Below are 18,461 nucleotides of genomic sequence, written 5' to 3'. Positions count from 1 at the left end.
CCGTTGTGCAAAGCGGGGCCAGATAGACCGGACTGGCTTCGAATTGTGTTCACTGGGCTGACCTTTTTAGCGTAGCGTTAAACAAACGGATATTCGACATGGCACCACTAGACAACCCTACCTTCTTCTACAAGAATGGTACATATAAAAATATTTGCATCGAATTATTTTATTAGTGCGATGATCGTAATGGCAGGAGAAGCCATGCATTCCTTCACAAACACGCCACCCATCTCAGCAGCCAAACGCTGTCAGACAGCCATGGAAGTAGTTCTGGGCGGTATTGCGCTGGGGCTTTCGGGCTGGCTATTACCTTCACTGATTTCTGGGCCGTACAATTGGGTCATCGCCGTTTTGTGTTATGGGCTAATCAGTGGATTGGTGATTACTTACTGGCCCTATGGGTCGCTTGGCTGGGCAAATCGGATAACGTTGGCCCGAGCGGTGCTGGTCGCACTGGTGGCGGGCGCTCTCGCTTCCCAAGCCTTTGCCACTTCGATATGGTCCTGGCTGGCCATTGCCGTGCTTGCCCTCCTTCTGGATGGCATTGATGGTTGGGTTGCGCGTCGCACGCACAGCTACTCATTATTCGGCGCGCGCTTTGATATGGAACTGGACGCCCTGCTGATCATGCTGCTCTGCGTAGGGCTGTGGCTTGACTCGTTAGGCGAGTGGGTGCTGCTAATTGGCGGTATGCGGTACCTGTTTGTGGCTGCAGGCTGGCAATTCACATGGCTCTCACAACCGCTTTTTGTAAGCATCCGCCGCAAAGCCGTGTGTGTGTGGCAGGTAGCCGCGCTGCTGCTGGCCTTAACGCCGTTAACTTCGCCCTTCGTTGCAGGGCTGCTCGCGTTAAGCGCGCTGCTGTCTTTAATCTACTCGTTTGGGGTCGATGTGTGGTGGTTGTACCGTCAATCGCACGCTAAATAGCGCCTACTGGCGTTATCGCTCCAAGCCCAGGCGTTGATGCCATTCGGCTAGGCTTTCGTCAGGGTAAGCATAGAAGCACTTGTCCTGGATCTGCGCGTTCACCTCAACCCATTCCGCCTTGCTGCCCAGCATCATATGGGTAAGCTTTGGCGGTGAGGGTAATGGTGTATCAATCGCCGAGGCGAAAGGGTGAACAAGCTCAGGCCATTCGGGATCGTAAACCCAGAGGGCACTGGCGCACCGCTGGCAAAAATGCCTCTCCCCTGTGCTTTGCTCCCCATCTATGACGGCTTGGTAGATAGCAATGTGCTCCTTACCGCTAATCCTGAGCGTATTAATATCCCCGCTGAGATTGATCGCGTAGCCACCACCGCCCGCTGTTTTGCGGCATACCGAGCAGTAACAGCGATTGAAAGGGAAAGGGTGGGATGATTTCACGCTGAACGTGACGGCCTGGCAATGGCATGACCCTTCTAGCAGCATCGTAACGCCTCCTTTGCGACTGTTATTAACGACGATTAACTAACAAATCGCATGGGCTTGGATAAGCCGGTACTTACTTACTATAGTCAGACTAGCGTTTATCTATAGTTGACTTGGGTGACGCTCGTTGTCCACCCCCACGTTAACGAAACGTCAGCAATAACTTTAGGACTGAAAACGCCCAAGGGAGGACCAAGCACGTAGTCGTTTGTTAGGAGCTGCTTATGTCCAAACACCGTGAGCTATTCGATAATCGACGCGAGGCAGGACGCCAGCTTGCCAACGCACTATCCGGCAAACACTATGACGTTGTACTTTCCCTACCGCGCGGTGGTGTGCCGGTGGCCTACGAGGTGGCGATCAATCTCCCATGCCCACTTGATGTGGTGGTAGTGCGCAAGATAGGCGCGCCTGGACAACCCGAGTTTGGATTAGGCGCGGTTGTAGATGGGGATCCACCGCAGGTGGTACTGACACCGCGAGCGGTTGAACTATTTCAACCATCCGAAGATTACCTTGAAGCCGAGACTCAGCGCCAGCTAGAGGAGATTGCCCGCCGTCGCCAAGCCTACATCGGCAAGCGCCCGCCGATAAACGTCAGCGGCCGCCATGTATTACTAGTGGACGACGGTATCGCCACAGGCGGGACCGCCAAAGCAGCCGTTAGAGGACTACGCCTGGCGGGAGTCTCCACGGTGACCCTGGCAGTACCTGTCGCCCCTCAGGCTGCAGTGGATGAACTGGCAACTGAGGTAGACGACTTGATTTGCCTAGCGACGCCTGAGCCTTTTAACGCCGTGGGTATGCACTATCACGACTTCACCCAAACCAGCGATGACGAAGTCATTGCGTTATTGCAGGCAGCGCGTGATTTGTTGAGCAACTAACCTCGCTGGCCACTCGAGGCTATGGCACCAAGCAGTTCAGCCACAGCCATCTCGCCTTCAGGTTCGTCAAATGCCTGGGCCAGCGAGCCTTGTACGAAGCTTAAAAAACGATAGGCAGCTGGCGGTAGGCGGCGCTGGCGACGTACCACAAAGTGCCAGCGACTTTTTAGTGGAAAGCCCGGCAAGGACAGCTCTTGAACGCCTTTGGGGGAATCCGCTACCACGTGGCGGGACAACACCGCCAGGCCCATGCCTGAGGCCACTGCAAGGCGAATCGCCTCGTTGCTGGCAATCTGCTGAGTGGAACGCAGCTCAATGCCCGCACTGTAAAGCCAGGCATCAAAGGTATGCCGGGTCGCGGAACCCGGCTCGCGCAGCAGAAAACGCTCGTCTTTCAAGGCCTCCATGGTGAGGCCTTTCACATCGGCCCAGCGGGATGTCTCCGGCCCCACCACTACCAACGGGTTGCTCAGAAATGGGGCGGCCAGCACATCGTCATCCGAAGGCGGATGACTAAACACATAGATATCATCCTCATGGCGCTCAAAGCGATTGAGCATCTGCTGACGATTACCGATCTCTACCGTGGCATCTACTTGCGGGTTAGCCTGACTAAACGGCCCTAAAAGGCGGGGTAGCACGTACTGCGCGGTGTTGACCAAGCCAATGCTGAAGTGGCCACGGCTGCCACGGTTGTATTCATCCAGATACTGGCTAAACACATCGGCACGGCTGAGTAAGTCCTGACTTAGCTGGTAAAGCGCCTGGCCAACCTCCGTGGGCACCACGCGCCCTTCTTCCTGGCGAACAATGGGTTCACCAACAATTTCCCGCAGACGTTTGAGCTGCTGAGATACCGTCGGCTGGGTCAGATGAAGCCGATTGGCGGTGGCCGTAATCGAACCCGTGCGCACTACGTCGGTATAAACCTGAAGCAATCGAAAAGTTAGTTGGCGTATCTTCATGCTGAGATTATAGATAATTATCTATAACTATATAAAGTTTATTTGTTTTCATCAATTACTAGACATCGCTACAGTGGCTGCCCCCCCTCAAGGAGAGTTGCCGTGCCTGATATTGTGGTCATGTTCTTTGTATTAGGTGTTGTCGCCGGCGTGGTGCGCTCCGACCTCAGCATTCCCAAAGCCGCTTACGACATTCTAAGTCTGCTGTTGATGCTGACCATTGGCCTTAAAGGCGGCATGGCGCTGCACGGCAGCTTAAGCACCTCACTGCTGATCGAATTGGCCGGTGTCACGCTCTTGGGCATCATCATTCCGCTGGTGGTGTTTCCGGTGGTTCGCTACCTGGTGCGGCTGTCGCTTGCCGACAGCGCCAGCCTGGCCGCCCACTACGGCTCGGTGAGCGCCGGGACCTTTGCCGTTGCCTTGGCGTACACCGAAGCGCATGATCTGGTGACCGGCGGGCAAGTCACGCTTTACCTGGTACTGCTTGAACTACCCGCCATCATGCTCGGGCTATTGCTCTACCGGCGCTTCAGCCGCGGTAACCGCAGTGCCACAGCAGCAGAGCTGAATAAAACGTCAGGGCTCTGGCACGAGACCCTGACCAATCGTGGCGTGATTCTGCTAGTGGGCGGCGTTTTGATCGGCTGGCTCTATGGCCCGAATGCCGGTGAATCGGTGACCAGCCTTTATACCAACGCCTTCCAGGGCATCCTGGCGCTGTTCCTGCTGGAGATGGGCCTGGTCGCCGCAGAAACGCTGCGCAGCCTGCGCTGGGGGCACAGCCGCCTGATCATTTTCGCACTGACAGCACCTATCGTACTTTCCAGCTTTGGCCTGATGATGGCGTTCTGGCTTGGGCTGCCCGCTGGCTCCGCGGTGATACTCGCCAGCCTTACCGCCAGTGCCTCTTACATTGCCGCGCCTGTCGCCGTGCGAGCCGCTATTCCAGAGGCCAACATTGGTCTTGCCATGTTGGCCTCACTGGGTCTCACCTTTCCGTTCAATGTGTTGATTGGCATACCGCTCTATCATCAACTTTGGGGGTGGCTGGCGGGGTAAGGTGTGGTGTCCGAGGTAGCGCTGTGATGGCTAACAAGCGGCCGAGAACCGGAGAGCTTGCGCAGCGCCACATAGAATACCGGGGTCAGGAATAGCCCGAACAGCGTCACCCCAATCATGCCGGCAAACACCGCCGTACCCAGCGCCGCCCGTACCTCGGCGCCTGCGCCGGTGGCCACTACCGACGGCAACACCGCCGCCGTGAAGGCGATCGAGGTCATGATGATCGGCCGCAGCCGCAACCGACAGGCTTCCAGGGCGGCTTCCACCGTGCCCTTGCCCTGCAGTTCCAGCTCGCGGGCGAACTCCACGATCAGGATGGCGTTCTTACATGCCAGGCCAATTAGCACCACCAGCCCCACCTGCACGAAGATGTTGTTATCGCCCCCGCCAAACCAGACGCCAATCAGCGCCGCGAGCATCGACATGGGCACGATCAGAATCACCGCCAGCGGTAGCGTCCAGCTCTCGTAGAGGGCCGCCAGCACCAGGAATACCAGCAGGATCGACAGCGGGAAGACCACCAGCGCCGCGTTACCCTGGGTGGACTGCTGGTAGCTTAGATCAGTCCACTCCAGCGCCATGCCTGGGGGCAGCAGCTCTTCCGCCAGGCCGTTGATAGTGTCCATCGCCTGGGCGGAAGAGAGCACGCGGGGGTCGAACTCACCGGCCAGGTCCGCCGCCGGGTAGCCGTTGTAGCGCAATACCGGGTCGGGGCCGAAGGTTTGACGGATATCCACCATGGTGCCGATGGGCACCATTTCGCCCTGGTCGTTACGGGTGCGCAGCCGGGCGATGTCTTCCACGCTGGCCCGATAAGGAGCGTCCGCCTGGGCGATCACCTGCCAGGTGCGGCCAAAGCGGTTGAAGTCATTCACATAGGTCGAACCCAGATAGGTCTGCAGGGTGTCGAACAGCTCTGTCAGAGGCACACCCTGGGCCTTGGCCCTCAGACGATCCACTTCGGCATCCAACTGCGGGACGTTGGATTGATAGCTGCTGATCGGAAAGCCCATCCCCGGCGTTTGCGCAATCGCGCCCTGGAGCTGGTTCACCGCCTGCTGCAATGCCCCATAGCCAAGGTTACCGCGATCCTCGATAAACAGCTGGAAGCCAGACCCGTTGCCCAGTCCCAGAATCGGCGGCGGCATAAAGGAAAACGCAAAGCCTTCTTTCAGGCCGCCAATGCCCTGGTTGATGCGGGCGTTTATTTCCGCAGCGCTGAGGCTGCGCTCACCAAAGGCACTGAGGGTTAGAAAGGCTACCCCGGTGTTGGAGGTGTTGGTGAACTGCAGCGCGTTCAGGCCGGGAAAGGCGATGGCGTGCTCCACGCCCTCGGTCTCCATGGCGATGTCCACGACGTCCTGAAGCATCTCATCGGTTCGCTCCAGCGAAGCCCCTTCCGGAAGGATGACGCCAGCAATCAGATACAGCTTGTCCTGAACCGGGATAAACCCGGGCGGCACCGCCTTGAACATCACGCCAGTGCCCAGCAACAACAGCGCGTAGACCACAAACACCGCGCCACGATGCTTCAGGGAGCGGGCCACGCCGCCCTGGTACTTGTTGGAGCTGGCGTTAAAGAAGCGGTTGAAGGGCCGGAAAATCCAGCCAAACAGCGTATCGATCACGCGGGTGAGTCGATCCTTGGGCGCGTCATGGGGCTTGAGCAGCATCGCGGCCAGCGCGGGCGACAGGGTCAGCGAGTTGATGGTGGAGATCACCGTGGAGATGGCAATCGTCACTGCAAACTGGCTATAGAATTGACCGGTCACCCCCGAGAGAAAGGCCATGGGGATAAACACCGCACACAGCACCAGCCCCACCGCGATGATAGGCCCGGAGACTTCTCTCATGGCCTGATGGGCGGCGGCCTGGGGCTTTAGGCCCTCCTCGATATTCCGCTCCACGTTTTCCACCACCACGATGGCGTCGTCCACCACGATACCGATGGCCAGCACCAACCCAAACAGGGTCAGCGTGTTAATGGAGTAGCCCAGCAAGTAGAGCGCCGCGAACGTGCCGATCACCGATACCGGCACCGCCAGCAGTGGGATAATGGAGGCACGCCAGGTCTGCAGGAACAGCGTGACGACCAGCACCACCAGCAGCACGGCTTCCAGCAGGGTGGCGATCACCGACTTTATCGAGTCATTGACGAAGATGGTGGTGTCGTAGACCGCTTCATACTCCACGCCGTCCGGAAACTGTTCGGACAGCTCGTCCATGGTGGCGACGACCTGCTCGCGAATCTCCAGCGCATTGGCCCCCGGTGCCTGGAAGATCCCCACACCCACCGCGTTGTTGCTGTCCAACTGCGAGCGCAGCGTATAGTCCCCGGCGCCCATTTCCAGCCGGGCCACATCCGCAAGCCTGAGGATCTCGCCGCCCTCACCGCGCTTCAGCACGATGTCGCCAAACTCCTCCACCGTTTCCAGCCGCCCTCGGGCGTTGATCAGGGTGAGAAAGTCACTGTCTTCAATGGGTTCGGCCCCCAACTGCCCGGCGGAGACCTGGACGTTCTGTTCGCGCATGGCGCCGACCACATCGCCGGCCGTCAGGCCACGGGCGGCGATTCGTTCGGGATCGAGCCATGCCCGCATGGCGTAGTCCCCTCCACCGAAGATTTGCGCATCCCCTACCCCCTCAAGGCGTGCCAGACGGTCGCGAACATTCAGCCGCACATAGTTGCGCAGGTAGAGGGTATCGTATTCGCCGCTGGGCGAGGTCAGGTGAACGACCATCAGAAACGTTGGCGACTGCTTCTGGGTGGTGACGCCTTGCCGACGCACGGATTCCGGAAGCCGAGCTTCCGCCTGGCTAACGCGGTTCTGCACCCGAACGGCGGCCTCCTCGGCATCGGTACCCGGGCGGAAGGTGACGGTCATTTGCAGCACCCCATCAGAGCCCGCGACCGACTTGAGGTACATCATGTCCTCGACGCCATTGATGGCTTCTTCCAGGGGCGTGGCGACCGTTTCGGCGATCTCCTTCGGGTTGGCGCCGGGGTAAACCGTGCGCACCACCACGGAGGGCGGCACGACATCCGGGTACTCGCTGATCGGCAGGTTGGGAATCGAGATCAGCCCCACCGCCAGAATAATAATCGACAGCACCGCCGCAAATATCGGTCGGTCCACGAAGAAACGCGAGAAATTCATGGTGGTTTAGTCCTCCCTGGCAGCAATGGCGGGTTGAGCGTCAGCCGCCGGGGCGGCGGGCACCGTTTGAGGGCTCACTTCCATGCCCGGCATAAAGACTTTTTGCACCCCGTTGACGATCACCCGATCACCAGCAGAGAGCCCTTCGCTGATGACCGTACGTTCATCCACCTGGCGCCCTGTGGCGACCGGGCGCCGCTGGGCCAGGTTGTTCTCATCCACCACATAGACGTAGCGGCGATCCTGGTCGGTCAGCACCGCCTTGCCATCCACCAACAGCGCTTGCTCCAACCGCGCGACCGGCATTTCGACCCGCGCAAACTCCCCGGGCCGAATGCGGCCGTCCGGGTTGTCCAGCACCGCCCGGAACTGCAGGGTGCCGGTGTTGGGGTTCAAGCGGTTGTCGATAAAGTCCAGGGTGCCTTTGTACTGGCGCTGCGGGTCGCCGCCCAGCTCGATATTCAGGCTGTTCGACGCGTCACCGGTGAGGAGTGTCTGGCTGGCAAAGGCAGCCTGTTCGTCAGCCTCGAAGTAGACGTGTATCGGATCGATGCTCACCAGTGTGGTCAGCAGGCTCTGGTCGGCACTGGCCAGATTGCCAAGGGTCACCATGGCCCGGCCGGCGCGGCCGCTGACGGGCGCGGTAATACGGGTATACTCAAGATCAAGCTCGGCGGTATCCAGGGCGGCCTGAGCGGCATCCACCATGGCGCGGGCATTGTTCAGCGCCGCTTGACGCTGGTCATGCACCTCTTGAGAAATGGCCTGGCGGCCCAGCAGCACGCGGGCCCGCTCGGCTTCACTTCCGGCCTGGGCGAGTTGGCTTCTGGCCTGGGCAAGATCCGCCTGGGCGGCGCCAACCCGCGCCTGGTAGGGCCGCTGGTCGATCTGGAACAGCAGATCCCCTTGCTCGACCAGTTCGCCCTCTTCAAATGCCACTTCCTGGATATAGCCGCTCACCCGGGCTCTTAGCTCGACCGTTTCGGCGGCTTCCACCCGGCCGGTGAATGACTCGCTCAACACCACCGGCTGGGCGACGATTTCCGCCACGTCGACTTCCGGCGGTGGCGGCGCTGCAGGCGCTGCCGCCTCTTCGCTCTGGGCCTCGCACCCCGTCAGCAAGGCCATCAGCAGCAGAAACGGGATCACCGCCCGGCGGCTTGCCAGGCGGACGCTTTGATACAAACTTCCCATGATGAATTGCTCCAGTGGCTACCGAACCCCGGTAGCAGCGTTCGTTATGGATGTCGCACCGCGCGGGCGGTTGACGATTTACTAGTCGTTTAACCGCTGTCAGAATCGACAGTCATTTATTGTCATCGGGAGGGACGAAGGAGCTGGCATGGACGAGCAGTTGGTTACTCTCTATCCGACGTTACTCACCATAGGCGAGGCGAGCGTGTTCAAGGTAGCGGGTTCCTGCGGGATGATTGCCTGATTCTGTCACGACATTTGAAAAGCGATACGCGGCGGGGCGTCAGCACATCGGCCTGTTTCCGCCCATGAGCGTTATGACGATCTGATGACATACCGCGTGGGTTGTCGGTTTCTGCGGGGTGCTTGCCTGATTCTGCAAAACACACTGAAAATACCTTCGATTAGTGGGGCGAAGGCATATACTGGGAACGGTTAGGGAGGAGAGCCATTGACCGTTATCGCACCTGAGCAGATTACCCATTTCAGTGACAGCCTGCCCCAGCAGTTGGGGCAGGTCGTTCGCCGCTGGTCGCCCCTGGAAGATATTCAGGACACCGCGATTGCCGAAGTTCAACTGGTGCGCGTTGATGCCCCCACCAGTTTTCACTGCGCGGTTTACGAACCCTGCCTGTGTTTTGTCATTCAGGGCAGCAAGACGGTATTGCTGGGAGACAAGGAGATCGTTTACAGCGGTCCGAGCTATATGGCGAGCGCCGTTCACCTGCCGGTCGTCGGACGGATCGATCATGCCACCCCGGAGCAGCCCTTCCTGGCAGTAAAGGTCAGGGTCGATCCTCAGGAGGTAGCCGGGCTGATACTGGAACTGGGCGACAAGGCACCGTCTGCTGGCCATGACGCCATCTGCTCCGAGATGGACTGCGGCCTGAAATCTGCGCCCATGGATGCCCGTATGCAGGGTGCGCTTCACCGCTTGTTAAGCCTGCTCGACGCCCCGGAAGATATACCGGTGCTTTCGCCCCTGGCCCGGCGGGAGCTGATCTACCGGGCGCTGATGGGCGAAATGGGGCCGCATATGCGCCGCTTTGCCGCCTCGGACTCCCAGGCCAATCGGATCGCGCAGGTCATCTACGCCCTCAAAGAGCATTATGCGCAGCCGCTCAAGATCCGTGAGCTGGCGGCGAGCGCCAATATGAGCGAGTCGACGCTTTATCACAGCTTCCGCCAGGTCACCCGGATGTCGCCCCTGCAGTACCAGAAGAAGCTACGCCTGCACGAAGCCCGGCGGTTAATGCTCGCCGAGGGGCTTGAGGCGGCCACCGCCAGCTACCGGGTGGGTTACGAAAGCCCCTCCCACTTCAGCCGCGAATATAGCCGCATGTTTGGCGCGCCGCCACGGGCTGACGTTAGCCAGTTGCGGGGCACGCAGGCAACATCGGTGCCTGCCTAAGCAGCTGGGTGATGGACGCCCGGCGCGTTCTTCTCGAAATGACGTTCGGCGCTAGCTTCACGCCTTGTCAACTGCTTCGGTAGATAGCCGCGGGCGGCATAGGCAGGGAGATTCGGATACTCATTGCGCAAACCCAGCCCATTCAGTCTGCGCAGAACCTGCACCATCAAAATGTCCCCCGCGCTGAACGCATCGTCGAGCCAGTCGGCTTTTCCAAAGCGATTATAAAGCTCGACTAGCCACCACGGATAAGGATCCCCGACGCCAAACAAACGCTAATGCCATAGAGCTTCAGCCGAATAACTTCGATGACAGCCCTTGAAGTCCAGCACATGGAAGCCAAACTAACAAAGCTCTATTGGACTTTCCTGAGCCCCAATCCGAAAAGAGGCGTAGCGTGAGTGAATTCAACATCTCCCTAGCGCTCGTTGGCGCCACAGTACTATTTATTGGGATGGTTTCCCGCCTGCTGAACCGAAGCATTCTGTCGCTGCCCTTGCTAGCATTCCTGCTGGGAGTGTTGGCAGGCCCCGTATTGGGCTGGCTGGACCCTGCCGGCTGGGGCCATGAGATGAAAATCTTGGAGGAAGTCGCTCGAGTGAGCCTGGGGGTCAGCCTGATGAGTATCGCCCTGCGTATGCCGCCACGGTTCGTGTTCGACCAGGGCCGACCCTTGACGGTGATTCTGGCGCTCGGAATGCCCCTGATGTGGCTGATAAGTAGCGGGCTGGCACTAGGGTTTCTCGATGTGGCGCTAATGACTGCGCTCATGCTGGGAGCCTCTGTTTGCCCCACTGACCCGGTAGTCTCCAGTTCAATCGTGACTGGCGGGGTGGCCACCGACAACCTGCCTGACCGTTTCCGCCATACCCTGTCAGCGGAGGCTGCCCTTAATGACGGTCTGGCCCTGCCGCTCGTCATGTTGCCGATTCTGCTGATCAAAAGTTCTGATACCGCGCTAAATGAATGGTTTGTCCATGTTCTAGGCTGGCAAGTGCTTGGGGCGGTGGCGATTGGCGCCCTGCTGGGCTACCTGGCTGGCACGGCCCTGCGCACGGCGGAAGCTCGCGACCTGATCGACCAGCCTTCTTTTCTGGTGACTACTCTGGCGCTGACGTTGCTGGCCTTAGGCGCCGCCAAGCTCCTCGGCACGGACAGTATTCTGGCGGTGTTTGCCACCGGCATTGCCTTCGATCAGCGGGTGGACGGCAAGGACCGTAGTGAGGAAAGCGAAATTCAGGAGGCGGTAAACCTGTTCCTCACCCTGCCGGTCTTCATGCTAGTGGGGCTTATGATCCCCTGGTCGGACTGGCTGAACCTTGGGTGGGCCGGGTTGGGGCTCAGCCTGGCGGTGTTGGTGCTACGCCGCCTGCCGGTGATACTGTTGTTACGCCCTGCCATCCGGCTTTGGCGTGACCTGCCGGTAGCGCTCTTGGCTGGCTGGTTCGGGCCCATTGGTGTGGCGGCGGTTTTCTACGCCATGCTGGTCTACCACGAGACCGGCAATGATACGATCTGGGTAGTTGCCAGCCTGCTGGTGGCCGCCTCACTGGTAGTGCATGGCATGACTGCCGCACCCATCGCGAAGTACTACGGCCGTCGTTATGGGGATCAGTTGCCAATAGAGCAGAAGCTCTATTAATCCAGCTCAGCAAGCCTAGCTGTTACAAGGCCAGTTAATAACTTTTCGTCAATTTCCCAGTTGTTAGGTATTTGAAATAAATTTTTCTTAACAACGTATCCTTCGTTTTCAAGCCTGGTCTTAAAGTCCTCCATCACTCTGGCACTCCAAGGGGCAAGCGCAAGATGATCTTTCAACGCCGAAACGCCGAATACGTAATCACTGCCTCTACAAATCTGAGGGACATTCCACGATAGTTTGCAATCCAAGTCAGGAAAATTCTTGAGGATAACGTCAATGACATCTCTGAGAGTATTTCCCTGCTTTGAGTCCAATGAACTCAGGTAATCTTCAACTGAATTAAACTTTTTCGAACTCATGCACTAAGCCTTTTAATTTTAATTAAAACACCCAATTAACTACGCAGTAAAAGCGAAACCACTAGTCGGTTATCGGCCACCCTCGAGCGCCTAGTTAATGAAGCGCCGCCATAATCAGGCCACACATCACAAACATGCACCCCACGCCGACGAAATATGCCATCGTCCGCCATGGCTGAAGCCCTGCCAACAGGCACAAGGTGTGCACGTAACGGGCGCCGGTAAACGTCAAAAAGAGCCAGACCGCCAAGCCTGGCGCAGCACCCACCCACACGTAAGCAACGCCAAGCGCCAGAAAGATGGGGATATTTTCAACATCGTTTGACCAGGCACGCGCTGCCCTTTGTACCTGGGGCAATTCCTCCTTAGCGGCTTCCCTGCCCACAAAAGCGGCATCTTCGGGGATCTTGAAGGTCATCTTGGTGATGCGATGAAATCCTTGATACACCGAAATGGCAAACATCTTTAGAAAAAGCAGCACCGACGCGACGGCGTACCAATACACTGCGTTATCCATTGGCCTCTCCTTGGCTTTTAAAGCCCTCAAGTTCTGCGTATGGATTTCAGAGGTCGTATTCGTCGTGACGACGAGTCCAACCATACGGTTCAGTCTGCGGCCAGCCTTCCGGAGAGTCTTCCCAGGTCTCCTGACGCCCAAACGGGGTTAAGTCTAAATAGGTCCAGAGGCTGCCGAGATATTCGACGCCACGTGCCCCTGTAAAATAACTGCGATATATGGCATCACCGTCACGCAGAAACACACTGGCACCGTGCCTCTCGCCATCATCGGTGGTTACGCCAACATCATAGTTAAAATCGCTTTCGTAAGACGAATACCATGGAATGGGATACGTCCATCCCATCCGCGACCTGTACTGCTTGAGCTTTTCCAATGGGGCGCGTGACACCATCACCAGCGTGGTATCGCGGGCATGCAGATGGGCCGGATGTGTCATGGCATCGGCAACCCAGGAGCATCCGTCACAGCCCGCGCTCCATTCAGGGGCAAACATGAAATGATAGACAATGAGTTGACGACGCCCTTCAAACAGGTCAAGCAAAGACACTGTGCCGTTATCGCCCTGAAACGCATAGTGCTTAGCTACCTTAACCATCGGTAACCGCCTACGCTCTGCATTTAGCGCGTCACGAGCGCGAGTTAGCGCTTTCTCTTTTATAAGCAGCTGATCCAGCGCCACTTTCCACTCTTCTGAAGATACGACACTCGGCAACGGCTGTTTAGTTGTGGTCATTACCAGGCTCTCCTATGTATTCCATGTGCGCCTTCTCATCGCACCAGCACTGACAAACTTCACCAAAGTAGTGAAGACCCTTATGCTGCCAAGCGACGATTGTAGGCAGCTAATCATCAATGTTGTTCATCCACGAAATCATTGAGCCCACCCAAAACGGGCTGCGATCGAATGACCGAACTATTACCTAGTCGTTCGAGAGTGAGCGAAATCGACAAGCTTCGATGTATTTTCTTATTCTCAATGGCCGTCATAAACGGCTCGAGGAACGAGCGGACAGCGTCCACAGAGGGCGACTTAATGGCTTAGTTATTTACTTTGCTACTCTTGCGGGTACACAACAAATGCCAACTTGTTACCCTCCGGGTCACGCACGTAGGCTGCATAAAAACCTTCAGCATACTGAGGCCTGTAGCCAGGCGCTCCTTCCGAGTTGCCACCGTGATTCATGGCAATTTCATATAGTCTGTCAACAACTCCGGGGTCATGAAACTGGAAGGCAGTCATCGAACCGTTGCCAACGCTCGACGTCTTCCCATCAAAAGGATACCCAACAAAGAATCGGGGAAAACTCATATCCTCCACTTTACCGTATGAAACAGATGATTCATCTTGCCAGCATAATTCCAAGTTCATTTCTGCAAAAAGTGGGTCGTAAAATTTAAGGGCTTTTTCCAGGTCTCTCGTGCCCACCATCGTATAAGCAATCATGAGAAAATATCCTCTCGATATAAGTCACGACGATATTGCGTTCATCACCTGCTGCAGCCATTTATTGGGCATTACTCCGCATGGCCGTAACCTCCTTCAGCAAACGCTAGTAGACAGAACCCATTTCCAAAAGGATCGCTCATTGTTGCAAGCCTGCCCCAAGCGTAAGTCTTGATTTCCCCTTCCTGGGAAGCGCCCGCCGACACTGCCTGTTTTACTGCCACGTCTATATCTTCAACAATGAAATCCAGATGTACTGGTGTCCAATGGCGCTTATAGTCACGCTGGTGGGAAGTACCGGGGGCAGCAGCGCTCGCTTCAGGCTGCTCGATCAGATAAATGGGCGCAGGTCCTCCGACCATTTCTGCAACCGTATCGCCAAATAGTCGCCGACTAAGCTGCAAACCAAGCCCACTCTCGTAGAAGGAGATGGCTTTCCCAAGCTCTTCCACATCAATGTTTACGATGAACTGCATACATAACCTCAACGATCTACTTGATGCCTGAAACCAATGCCCGTCAGGATATCCACTGCAATGCCAGTCGTTACCCTCTAGTGTCTCAACAACCCTGACTGGAGTAGCAAATTTTGCGAGTCATATCACCATGTCGCGTCTTATGTAGCGCGCACCCGTGGTCCTAACGCAGCGAAATGAAGACAAGGGGCCGAGTGATCATAACCAGTTCATCGGCAAGGTTCTGATTCATGGTCACTTCCCCAGTTAACGATCAGCTTTGCGGTAATTTTGGAGCAACAAAGCGATAAAAAATTATCCGGCAACAGCGGCTGGCTACATTGCTATCGTTCACCTTCAAGACCCATCCCAAACAGGTAAAATAATGACAACATCAGTATGAACCGAATATCGAAATACGTACTTACCGAAGGACCAGTAACCGCAATGCACTCCCTGCATAGTTTGAAATAGCTGGCTAGCGCAATAGTGGCCCGGCCAGACGCTGTTTCTGCATTTGAACAGCTTCCATCAAGAAGTCCTTCAGGGCGTGAATCTTCACCACGCCTCTAAGATCTGGATGCATCAGAAACCATAGGCCGTATTCAAGTTCGGGGATAGGATCGCTGAGCTGGATAATTTCTGGATCGTTGTCCGCCAAATAACACGGTAGAACGGCTAACCCCATGCGAGAGCGAATAGCGCTGAGTATGCTGACCAAGGTATCAACACGGTAGACGCAGGCCGCCTTCAGTTCATGCTTGGTCATCCACTGGTCTAGCGCTGAATCCTGCAGTCGTGGCCCGGCACCAATCCACGGCTGGCTGGCAAGGGTGTCAATGGAGGCTCCCGGCGTTAGACCAAGGCTTCGATGTCCGTAGACAGCCTGGCCTATCGTTGCCAGGCGCCGACCAATCAGGTTATCCGGCGGAAGGTTGGAGGGGCGAATAGCAACGTCCGCCTCCCTGCGAGTCAGGTTGAACAACTGGTTAGAGACGGCAACATCCAGAACAATGGCCGGGTATTTATCCTGAAATTGCGTGAACAGAGGCGCCAGCAGCCCCATCAACAAAGAGTCCGTTGTAGTGGTATAGATTTCCCCACTGGGCTCCAAGTCGCGACCAGCGACTTTACGCTCCGCGGCCAGTGCGGCCTCATCCATAATCCTAGCCGTATCGGCAAGCTCTTCCCCTGCCAGCGTGGGCCGGTAGCCGGTACGGCTCCTCTCAAAGAGAGTAACGCCCAAGCGCTGCTCAACTTCACCCAGCCGCCGGAAAACAGTGGCATGACTGACCCCCAAAACGCGTGAGGCGCCAGAAAGCGAGCCTTCAGTCGCGATGGCAAGGATGATCTCGAAGTCATTCCACGCCAGATAACTGCGTGTTTTTTGTGTGGTGATCGAAGGCTGCTTGCCCTTTCTTACTGTTCGTTTTTGCAAAGTCCACGCTCATATTTATGGAATAGCTTGCGTATTAGAACAATACTAGCATCTCCCTAACGCAACAAGATAACCAAAACGTCCTGCTACCAAGGGCGGCGTTATGGAGGTCAGAGGCATGATGAAATCAAAAGAAGTGCAGTCCTTTAACGCCGGTGGTCTATTAACTCACCGGAATAATGTAGACGTTAAAAATAATAGCGTCGACGACCAGGGAACCATCCCATTGAGATACCAAGATGGGATGGGGGGCATCGATATTGAGCAGGTACGGCGGGATCAGCGTCAGGCTCAGCAGCAGTTTATCCGGGCGATCCTAAGACATCTGCGACGCCATCGCTGAGAAGCACCAGGGGTGCCAGTGTAGGCGTGTTCGATACAACCGCTGCTGGTTAAGTTGCTGAGGTCTAGGGGTTGTCTGATCCTGAGTGATTAATTGACGCGGGCACCTCTGGTATCGGTCCGCGTTCGAGATAGGTGCCTAACACCACATAGCTATGGGTTGATTGCACTCCTTTAACCTTCTGAATGCGTGACAGAAGTTTTTCAAGGTTGGCGGGGCCGGAGCAGCGCAACTTAAGGATGAGACATGTATCACCCGTCGCCGTGTGGATTTCTTCCACGTCGGCCAATTGCCGCAGGCTAAGGATGGGCTCCGTCATGCCCCAGCCCTCCGTCAGCACGTGAACGAAAGCGAGAAGTGGGCAACCAATTTTTTCACCATCAAGTTTCGCGACGGTACCCTGAATGACGCCGTCACGGCGTAGACGCTTCACACGCTCGTGCACAGCGGGAGGCGATAGATGAACCAATTCGGACAGTTCGACATAAGATCGGTCCGCGCGCTCGGCAAGCAGCCTTAACAGCATTCGGTCCGTCCGGTCGAGTCCGGACGGGTGTGAGGAATCTTTCCGAATGGCATTCGATTTCATCATTGAAAACCCCGTTTTCAATTGCCTGAACCTTACTACACGCTAGCATAGTGTCGTATGACATGCTGCAAATCAGACATTATGCCTGTTTATATTCGGCATCTTCAGGTGATCGCATTGCTCGCTGCGGTACTTTTGGTCGGGTCAAATGCCTTTGTCCTCAGTCCTCTTCTTTCAGAAGTGGCGGAAGGGCTGGCTACGGAACCCTTTCGTATCACCTGGTCGATATCCGCTTTCGGCGCAGCAACGGCAGTGTCGGCGTTGACGCTTGCGCGGTTGATCGACCACTTGCCGGCCGGGCGAGTTTTGGGTGGTGCCGCGTTAATTCTGGCGCTAGCACAAGCGTCAAGCGGCACAAGCCAGAACTGGCTCTGGCTCTGTTTGTCCCAAGGGGTCGCTGGAGTGGCCATCGGGGTGCTTCTGCCCGGAGCGTATGCGACAGCGGCAGCAACAGCCCCAAAGGGAGCTGAAGCCTCAAGACTTGGGATTGTGCTGACAGGTTGGGCGCTTTCTCTCGTGTTGGCGGTGCCCCTAGCGGCCATCGTTGCTGAACGGGCCGGCTGGCGAATGGTCTATGCCCTTCTAGCTGGGCTTTCAGTTTTAACCGCCATCGGGTTGATGTTTACCCTGCGTGGCGTACACCCTGGCGTTGCGTTACGAACATCAGCTTGGCAGGCAATGCGACTGCCGGGCGTGGCGAAGCTGCTTGTCGTGATGTTTGCCTATATGACGGCCTTTTACGGCAGCTTTGCTTTTTTTGGTGAAGGTGTGCGGCAGGCCTTCCGTCTTTCTACGCAAGGTACCGGAACATTTGTGTTGGCCTACGGGATGGGATTCGGCTTGGCCGGAATCGGGCTGGGCATCGTCACACCGAATATCACGCGACACTATATGATGCTGGTGCTGTCAGGCATTACAATAAGTTATGCCTGCTGGAGTCTTGCGCTTGAGACTCGGCCGACGGCTGTCGCGGCGGCCGTCGTTTGGGGAGCCTTAAACCAAATGGGGCTGAACGCACTGATCGTTTTGTTAAGTCGGTACGCGGCAGAAGCGCGCGGAGCGGTAATGGGCATGAATAGCGCAGTGACGTACTCGGCCGTTTTTGCCGGACCGTTGATCATGAGCCCCATCTATGCCGGATCGGGCTTCACGTCAGTGTCCGCTCTTTCCGCTGTCTTCGTTGCGATGGGTGCTCTGGTGAGCTGGAAAACGGTGTAGTCCTTTTGTAAGCCTCGTTGTCCATTTGACGTTTTTCCGAACAGTACTGACGCCGCGCCCGCAGTGCAGCTACCTACTGGTCAATGACAGTGATAAGGCTCAGAACCGGCGTGACAACCGTTTTTATCAGTTCCGCCAGAGTGGCCATGGGCTACACTGACAATCATCATTGAAGCGAACAGGAAAGCAACTAGCTTTTTCATAACAGACCTCTTTTTTATTGGAGATATTTTCCATATTGCCTTCCGTTGCACTGGAGCACCCACGAGCCTTGTAAGTGTTAACAGCGATTATGCATTGTTTCCCATTGCCCCGACACCAATCGATATAAACGCACCACAAAACTTTTAATTTCAATGG

Annotated in this window: 19 protein-coding genes; 7 read left to right on the top strand and 12 right to left on the bottom strand. The window is 56.6% G+C overall.

Features of this window, described 5'->3' with window-relative positions; genetic code table 11:
* The first annotated feature begins 204 nt into the window (after positions 1 to 204).
* Positions 205 to 930: a CDP-alcohol phosphatidyltransferase family protein gene (locus tag GA0071314_RS05475; protein ID WP_074395710.1), complete on the top strand. Its 726-nt coding sequence runs from the start codon at positions 205 to 207 to the stop codon at positions 928 to 930.
* A gap of 12 nt (positions 931 to 942) precedes the next feature.
* On the opposite strand, the gene GA0071314_RS05470 is transcribed toward GA0071314_RS05475, so the two are convergent.
* The gene (locus tag GA0071314_RS05470) at positions 943 to 1,413 is read right to left on the bottom strand and encodes a GFA family protein (protein ID WP_074395709.1); all 471 of its coding nucleotides are present in this window, start codon (positions 1,411 to 1,413) and stop codon (positions 943 to 945) included.
* Between the two features lie 224 nt (positions 1,414 to 1,637).
* On the opposite strand from GA0071314_RS05470, the gene GA0071314_RS05465 reads away from it, so the two are divergent.
* Positions 1,638 to 2,300: a phosphoribosyltransferase gene (locus tag GA0071314_RS05465; RefSeq protein WP_074395708.1), complete on the top strand. Its 663-nt coding sequence runs from the start codon at positions 1,638 to 1,640 to the stop codon at positions 2,298 to 2,300.
* Here GA0071314_RS05465 and GA0071314_RS05460 read toward each other — a convergent pair.
* On the bottom strand, positions 2,297 to 3,265 hold the full coding sequence (locus tag GA0071314_RS05460; protein WP_074395707.1) for a LysR substrate-binding domain-containing protein: 969 nt from the start codon (positions 3,263 to 3,265) through the stop codon (positions 2,297 to 2,299). The genes GA0071314_RS05465 and GA0071314_RS05460 overlap by 4 nt on opposite strands.
* A 102-nt stretch (positions 3,266 to 3,367) precedes the next feature.
* Here GA0071314_RS05460 and GA0071314_RS05455 point away from each other — a divergent pair, with 102 nt between their 5' ends.
* A complete protein-coding gene (locus GA0071314_RS05455) occupies positions 3,368 to 4,327 on the top strand; it encodes a sodium-dependent bicarbonate transport family permease (protein WP_074395706.1) in 960 nt (319 codons plus the stop codon).
* Here GA0071314_RS05455 and GA0071314_RS05450 read toward each other — a convergent pair.
* Positions 4,300 to 7,488, bottom strand: coding sequence for an efflux RND transporter permease subunit (locus GA0071314_RS05450; protein WP_074395705.1), 3,189 nt, complete (start codon positions 7,486 to 7,488; stop codon positions 4,300 to 4,302). The genes GA0071314_RS05455 and GA0071314_RS05450 overlap by 28 nt on opposite strands.
* Before the next feature lie 6 nt (positions 7,489 to 7,494).
* On the bottom strand, positions 7,495 to 8,682 hold the full coding sequence (locus tag GA0071314_RS05445) for an efflux RND transporter periplasmic adaptor subunit (RefSeq protein WP_074395704.1): 1,188 nt from the start codon (positions 8,680 to 8,682) through the stop codon (positions 7,495 to 7,497).
* A gap of 451 nt (positions 8,683 to 9,133) precedes the next feature.
* Between GA0071314_RS05445 and GA0071314_RS05440 the strand changes: the two genes are divergently transcribed.
* A complete protein-coding gene (locus tag GA0071314_RS05440; protein WP_074395703.1) occupies positions 9,134 to 10,093 on the top strand; it encodes an AraC family transcriptional regulator in 960 nt (319 codons plus the stop codon).
* Here the strand turns inward: GA0071314_RS05440 and GA0071314_RS19660 are convergent.
* A complete protein-coding gene (locus GA0071314_RS19660) occupies positions 10,090 to 10,365 on the bottom strand; it encodes a hypothetical protein (RefSeq protein ID WP_197668830.1) in 276 nt (91 codons plus the stop codon). The two genes, GA0071314_RS05440 and GA0071314_RS19660, sit on opposite strands and share 4 nt — an antisense overlap.
* Before the next feature lie 125 nt (positions 10,366 to 10,490).
* Here GA0071314_RS19660 and GA0071314_RS05430 point away from each other — a divergent pair, with 125 nt between their 5' ends.
* A complete protein-coding gene (locus tag GA0071314_RS05430) occupies positions 10,491 to 11,735 on the top strand; it encodes a cation:proton antiporter domain-containing protein (protein ID WP_074395702.1) in 1,245 nt (414 codons plus the stop codon).
* Here GA0071314_RS05430 and GA0071314_RS05425 read toward each other — a convergent pair.
* The 6 genes from GA0071314_RS05425 to GA0071314_RS05400 all read right to left on the bottom strand — a co-directional run bounded on the left by GA0071314_RS05425 (position 11,732) and on the right by GA0071314_RS05400 (position 15,951).
* Positions 11,732 to 12,094, bottom strand: coding sequence for an iron chaperone (locus GA0071314_RS05425; RefSeq protein WP_074395701.1), 363 nt, complete (start codon positions 12,092 to 12,094; stop codon positions 11,732 to 11,734). The genes GA0071314_RS05430 and GA0071314_RS05425 overlap by 4 nt on opposite strands.
* A gap of 94 nt (positions 12,095 to 12,188) precedes the next feature.
* Positions 12,189 to 12,611: an MAPEG family protein gene (locus GA0071314_RS05420; RefSeq protein WP_074395700.1), complete on the bottom strand. Its 423-nt coding sequence runs from the start codon at positions 12,609 to 12,611 to the stop codon at positions 12,189 to 12,191.
* A gap of 46 nt (positions 12,612 to 12,657) precedes the next feature.
* Positions 12,658 to 13,347, bottom strand: a complete 690-nt coding sequence (locus GA0071314_RS05415) for a DUF899 domain-containing protein (RefSeq protein WP_074395699.1) — start codon at positions 13,345 to 13,347, stop codon at positions 12,658 to 12,660.
* Between the two features lie 321 nt (positions 13,348 to 13,668).
* On the bottom strand, positions 13,669 to 14,058 hold the full coding sequence (locus tag GA0071314_RS05410; RefSeq protein WP_074395698.1) for a VOC family protein: 390 nt from the start codon (positions 14,056 to 14,058) through the stop codon (positions 13,669 to 13,671).
* A gap of 71 nt (positions 14,059 to 14,129) precedes the next feature.
* Positions 14,130 to 14,534 (bottom strand): VOC family protein, encoded by a 405-nt coding sequence (locus tag GA0071314_RS05405; RefSeq protein ID WP_074395697.1) that lies wholly within the window; start codon positions 14,532 to 14,534, stop codon positions 14,130 to 14,132.
* 457 nt (positions 14,535 to 14,991) lie between these two features.
* A complete protein-coding gene (locus GA0071314_RS05400) occupies positions 14,992 to 15,951 on the bottom strand; it encodes a LysR family transcriptional regulator (protein WP_074395696.1) in 960 nt (319 codons plus the stop codon).
* A 118-nt stretch (positions 15,952 to 16,069) separates the two neighbouring features.
* Here GA0071314_RS05400 and GA0071314_RS05395 point away from each other — a divergent pair, with 118 nt between their 5' ends.
* Positions 16,070 to 16,294, top strand: coding sequence for a hypothetical protein (locus tag GA0071314_RS05395; RefSeq protein ID WP_074395695.1), 225 nt, complete (start codon positions 16,070 to 16,072; stop codon positions 16,292 to 16,294).
* A 64-nt stretch (positions 16,295 to 16,358) separates the two neighbouring features.
* Here GA0071314_RS05395 and GA0071314_RS05390 read toward each other — a convergent pair whose 3' ends face one another.
* A complete protein-coding gene (locus GA0071314_RS05390; RefSeq protein WP_074395694.1) occupies positions 16,359 to 16,886 on the bottom strand; it encodes an Lrp/AsnC family transcriptional regulator in 528 nt (175 codons plus the stop codon).
* A 54-nt stretch (positions 16,887 to 16,940) separates the two neighbouring features.
* Here GA0071314_RS05390 and GA0071314_RS05385 point away from each other — a divergent pair, with 54 nt between their 5' ends.
* Positions 16,941 to 18,101: an MFS transporter gene (locus tag GA0071314_RS05385; RefSeq protein ID WP_074395693.1), complete on the top strand. Its 1,161-nt coding sequence runs from the start codon at positions 16,941 to 16,943 to the stop codon at positions 18,099 to 18,101.
* Positions 18,102 to 18,461: the final 360 nt, after the last annotated feature.

The organism is Halomonas sp. HL-93, assembly GCF_900086985.1.
Taxonomy (GTDB): domain Bacteria; phylum Pseudomonadota; class Gammaproteobacteria; order Pseudomonadales; family Halomonadaceae; genus Vreelandella.
The sequence above is the reverse complement of the archived record's forward strand: the minus strand, read 5'-3'. Positions and strand labels throughout refer to the sequence as shown.

Bases quoted from the DNA above. Each gene is read 5' to 3' on its own strand.
- GA0071314_RS05475 (WP_074395710.1), top strand. From the start codon at position 205: ATGCATTCCTTCACAAACACGCCACCCATCTCAGCAGCCAAACGCTGT.
- GA0071314_RS05445 (WP_074395704.1), bottom strand. From the start codon at position 8,682: ATGGGAAGTTTGTATCAAAGCGTCCGCCTGGCAAGCCGCCGGGCGGTG.
- GA0071314_RS05405 (WP_074395697.1), bottom strand. From the start codon at position 14,534: ATGCAGTTCATCGTAAACATTGATGTGGAAGAGCTTGGGAAAGCCATC.
- GA0071314_RS05425 (WP_074395701.1), bottom strand. From the start codon at position 12,094: ATGAGTTCGAAAAAGTTTAATTCAGTTGAAGATTACCTGAGTTCATTG.
- GA0071314_RS05450 (WP_074395705.1), bottom strand. From the start codon at position 7,488: ATGAATTTCTCGCGTTTCTTCGTGGACCGACCGATATTTGCGGCGGTG.
- GA0071314_RS05385 (WP_074395693.1), top strand. From the start codon at position 16,941: ATGACATGCTGCAAATCAGACATTATGCCTGTTTATATTCGGCATCTT.
- GA0071314_RS05390 (WP_074395694.1), bottom strand. From the start codon at position 16,886: ATGATGAAATCGAATGCCATTCGGAAAGATTCCTCACACCCGTCCGGA.
- GA0071314_RS05470 (WP_074395709.1), bottom strand. From the start codon at position 1,413: ATGCTGCTAGAAGGGTCATGCCATTGCCAGGCCGTCACGTTCAGCGTG.
- GA0071314_RS05415 (WP_074395699.1), bottom strand. From the start codon at position 13,347: ATGACCACAACTAAACAGCCGTTGCCGAGTGTCGTATCTTCAGAAGAG.
- GA0071314_RS05410 (WP_074395698.1), bottom strand. From the start codon at position 14,058: ATGATTGCTTATACGATGGTGGGCACGAGAGACCTGGAAAAAGCCCTT.
- GA0071314_RS05465 (WP_074395708.1), top strand. From the start codon at position 1,638: ATGTCCAAACACCGTGAGCTATTCGATAATCGACGCGAGGCAGGACGC.
- GA0071314_RS05460 (WP_074395707.1), bottom strand. From the start codon at position 3,265: ATGAAGATACGCCAACTAACTTTTCGATTGCTTCAGGTTTATACCGAC.
- GA0071314_RS05420 (WP_074395700.1), bottom strand. From the start codon at position 12,611: ATGGATAACGCAGTGTATTGGTACGCCGTCGCGTCGGTGCTGCTTTTT.
- GA0071314_RS05395 (WP_074395695.1), top strand. From the start codon at position 16,070: ATGATGAAATCAAAAGAAGTGCAGTCCTTTAACGCCGGTGGTCTATTA.